Annotated in this window: 3 protein-coding genes; all 3 read left to right on the forward strand. The window is 46.5% G+C overall.

Annotated elements, in window-relative coordinates; translation table 11 throughout:
* Positions 1 to 209: 209 nt before the first annotated feature.
* Complete coding sequence (locus ADA01nite_RS19900) at positions 210 to 1,352, forward strand: D-alanyl-D-alanine carboxypeptidase family protein (RefSeq protein WP_170230388.1); 1,143 nt, start codon at positions 210 to 212, stop codon at positions 1,350 to 1,352.
* 395 nt (positions 1,353 to 1,747) lie between these two features.
* Positions 1,748 to 4,021 (forward strand): YcdB/YcdC domain-containing protein, encoded by a 2,274-nt coding sequence (locus tag ADA01nite_RS19905; RefSeq protein ID WP_170230389.1) that lies wholly within the window; start codon positions 1,748 to 1,750, stop codon positions 4,019 to 4,021.
* A 76-nt stretch (positions 4,022 to 4,097) separates the two neighbouring features.
* Positions 4,098 to 4,305, forward strand: a 208-nt coding sequence (locus ADA01nite_RS22455; RefSeq protein WP_218029590.1) for a hypothetical protein, incomplete at its 3' end; no start/stop codon positions are given.

Below are 4,305 nucleotides of genomic sequence, written 5' to 3' on the forward strand. Positions count from 1 at the left end.
GATTTTCACAGAAAAAGGACGAGCGGCAATGTCCGCGAGTTTTTCTCATGAAAAGGTCGACAAAATTATAACTTTTTCCTCTTTCTCAGTTTTTTCTCAGCATTTATACTATTTTTATGAAAACGATGAAACGCTCTTTTTTACATACAATAAAAATTGTACTCACGCTTTTTTTTATTCTACAGCTTTGTTTTCCGGCAGAGCGGGGCTTGGCCGTTTCTGTAGTCGCGCCGGAGCATTCTTCGGCCTTGCAAAAAGAAGCCGAGCGGTTGTCCGTAAACAGCGAGGCTGCAATTCTAATCGATGCCCGCTCCGGGGATGTGCTGTATAAGAAGAATGAGGAGAAGGAAATGGCTCCCGCCAGCATTACCAAGATTGCTACAGGCATTATTGCACTTGAATCAGGCAGGGCTGACGATCAAGTGGTCGTATCGCGCAACGCCCGTCAGACGGACGGTACGCGCATATTTCTGGCGGAAGGTGAGCAGAAACCATTGGAAGATTTAGTATACGGGCTTCTAATGAATTCGGGCAATGACGCTGCCGTAGCTATCGCAGAACATATCGACGGCAGTGTAACCGCATTCAGCCAGCGGATGAACCGGTTCGCTCAATCGGTTGGAGCCAATCATACGAATTTTACCAATCCGAGCGGTTTGTATGAAAAAGAACATGTAACGACTGCTGCCGATATGGCTAAAATCGCGGCATATGCCATGAAAAATGAAAAGTTTCGTGAAATTGTTCGTACCCGGATAAAACCGTGGGAGGGGAAAGAATGGAAAAGTGAGCTTGTTAACCATAATAAAATGTTGGTGTCTTATCAGGGTGCCAACGGCATCAAAAACGGCTTTACTAGCCAATCTGGATTTACTCTGGTAACATCGGCTGAACGAAACGGCACTGAACTCATCGTGGTGCTGCTCAAGGCAACTAGCAGCAATCAAATTTATAAAGATGCCATTAAGCTGCTCGATTACGGATTTTCACATTACAAAACAGTGCCCGTTCTCAAAGCCGGCGCTAAAATATCCGAAGGAGAAGGCAGCTATTATGCCAGTGAGACGGTATATGCCTCCATTCCGAAAGATGATATGTTCAAAGTTCGGATTGTTCCGCAGAACGGGCTTATCGTTGAAACGACCTCGGGACTGACGCGGGAATACCCATCCGTACTAACGAAAGAGCAGCACTTGGAAGCAGGCGCTCCTGCGCCGAACGAACAGACAGATGCTGTAGATACAGCGAGCAAATACAGTTTACCCGAGTTTTTTATGCTATTTTTCTGGTGGTTGATGATTGTCTTTATGAGTTGGATGATGATTTTGCTGCTGAAGAAAGAGCGGGTCTAAACTTTTCCCTTGCCTCTATACATGTATAGAGGCAAGTTTTTTTAATGTATAGGAAAGTATATTTCGCTTTACAGTGATAAAGTGAAATGTATTTTCCCTCCATTCGTAAGCGGGAAAAAACTCGCGAGGCGTGTGCTGGCCGTTGTTTTTTCCGTGTGGAGTGTGTGGCCCGAAGGGAGAAAAAGACCGGCAATAGTCTCCCTCCTCGAGGTACCCGGATGTTTTGCCGGTCCGACCGAAGGGCCGCAAAGCGGCCGCTTGTCTCCTGTGTGGAAAAAGGACGAGCGGCAACGCCCGCGAGTTTTTTTTTATTAGAAGATGAAAATACTGGAACTATTTTTTCTGCTGTTTCGTCAATGATAGTGAAAGCAGACAAGCCAAGGGAGGAAGAGGCAGTGACCAATAAAACCAAAAAAAGATGGATGGGCTCTATGCTGGCTGTGGCCATCTCAGCAGGCGGAATTCTTCCATATAACGTGCTGGCAGATGAAGTGAAAGCGCCTTCTCAATCTACTGTTCAATCGGTTAAAACAACAAAAATCAGCAGGGAAGAAGCAATTCGCATCGCCAAAGAATTTATGGCCATTCCGGAAGGATACGTTAACAACCAGGTGGAACTGGAAGATAACAAATTTATAGGCCGTACATTCTGGAGACTATCATGGGGACTGGAGCGCCCGGAAGATGATTTTGGACAGGTTAGCGTCTCTGTCGATGCTCAGGACGGGACAATTTTAAATGCGTATCAATGGTCGAAGGAAACGGAGCGAAATAGCATACTGCCCGGAAAGTTGAACACGGATAAGCTGGTGAAAGAAGCGAATGCCCTTATTAATAAATATTACGCCGGCTATGCTTCTCAAATGAAACTAAGTGAAGAATCGCTGGAAAGTTTTAAGCGCGGCGGCACGCCATACATGGAAAATTCACTATATTTTGAACGGCACGACAATGGCATCCCCGTATCCGAGCAAGGGCTTCGTATCTCATACGATAAAAAGGGCAAGCTGCGCAGCGTAGAGTTTACGTGGAACAACATCGAGTTTGAAAGCGATGCCGGTGTGAAAAACAGAGACGAGATTCTTCGCCTCGTTGAGCAGGAACTTGAAATGGAGCTTGCCTATCTGCCGAACATGTCACGCCCCGGCGGTAAAATTGAGCTGGCATACGCTCCGAAGCTAAAAGCGTCTTCCGATATGTATAGCGTCGTGCCGCGCCTTTTCATCGATGCCAGAACGGGCAAGCAAATCTCAGCCCAGGATGGCAAGGAGATAGGCACGCTTCCGGGGTTAAATCAAGCGCTGTCTGCCGTTAAAACGACACCGCCTTCAGATAGGAATTTGGATGAAGCGGGAGCGATGGCCAAGCTAAAAGAACTTGGCATCCTGAAAGATTCGATGCAGGTACAGCAAAAAGGATACAGGGAAGAAAGCTACCCTGCCAAGCGTAAGCTGTGGGAGATATTTATGATTGAGAATCAAGGGGACAGAAAGAACGTACGCGCTTCGCTGGATGCTCAAACCGGAGAATTGGTTAGTTATGTTCAGTATGGTATGCCTTATGATGCCAAGATGGGGAACCCGGATAAAATAAAAGTAAATATCAACAAGCAGCAGGCGGAAAAAACGGCAGAAGCGTTCGTTAGAAAAGTGCTGCCCGGAAGGCTGGATACGCTTTATATGATGGAAGCAGTCCCAAACTATTTCGACGGTGATTTAAATAAAGTGATGAATTATAACGTATCGTTTGTCCGCAAGGAGAACGGCATCCGCGTCGTCGGGGAAGGGGCAACGGTGACGGTAGATGCGGATACAGGAGATATTATAGATTATAATATGACCTGGTCGAAGCAAACGCTGCCCGCTACAACCGATGTAATCAAGCCGGAGGAAGCGAAAAAGAAGACGATGGCGGTGCTGCAGGCAGAGCTGCGCTACAGTCTTTTTCCGCCATTCGGACCTGCAGGAGCAAATCAAGTGCGCAAAGCAAAACCTGTCTATATCATTACCGCTAAGACGAAAGGGAATTTTTACGATTACAATGCAAGTTACCTGGACGCCAGGACGGGTGAATGGAAAGCGTATGGCCAGATGCCGGTGAACAATGCGGGTCAACCGGTTACTGATATTGCGGGTCATCCTTTTGAGAGGGAATTACAGGAAATGGTGGATGCTAATTTGCTGGAAGCAAAAGACGGAAAAGTAAATCCCGATCAGAAAATGACGCGCGGCGAGGCGCTGAAGGTGTTTTACGTGGCAGCGCGTCAGCCGTATGAGCATTACGGGCCGCAGCAGGAGCCATTTTTTACCGATGTAGAGGAGAATAGCGAGCTTAGACAGGCGGCTGATTGGGCAATTCAGACGCGTTTGTTGCCGCGGGAGGAAAAGCAACTACGTCCTAATGAACCGGCTACTCGTGAGTTTTTGGCGGAACTGATTGTTCGGGGATTAGGATACGGAAAGCTGGCAGCGAAAGAAGGAGTTTTTGAAGCAAAGTTTCAGGACAGCACGACTATTCAAAAGAAAGGGGAAGCAGCGCTAGTCACTCTTTTGCGTATTATGGAACCGAATGCCAACAATCAGTTCGAGCCTGGTCGTCAGGTGACCAAGGCGGAAACGGCAGTAGCGGTATACCGGTATTTACAGACGAAAGAATCGTTTATTGAGTAAAAGAAATTCAAGAGGCGGCAAAAAGCCCGACGCACACAGACGTCGGGCTTTCGTTTCGCGAAACGTGGTCCATTGTATGTTGTCAGACCAAGTGAAATCGTGGAAGAATTTTTTTGTTAGAGAAGAAATTCAGACTGAAATACATAAAAAACACTTGCCTCTATACCCGAGGGATGATATAGTATCTCTTGTCGCCATTAAAAACGACGAAGAAATTGGAAAAATAAAAATCAAAAAAAGGTATTGTGAAAAACGCCTGAGTTTGATAAAATATAAAAGTCGTC

The organism is Aneurinibacillus danicus (assembly GCF_007991215.1).
GTDB classification, from domain to species: Bacteria; Bacillota; Bacilli; order Aneurinibacillales; family Aneurinibacillaceae; genus Aneurinibacillus; species Aneurinibacillus danicus.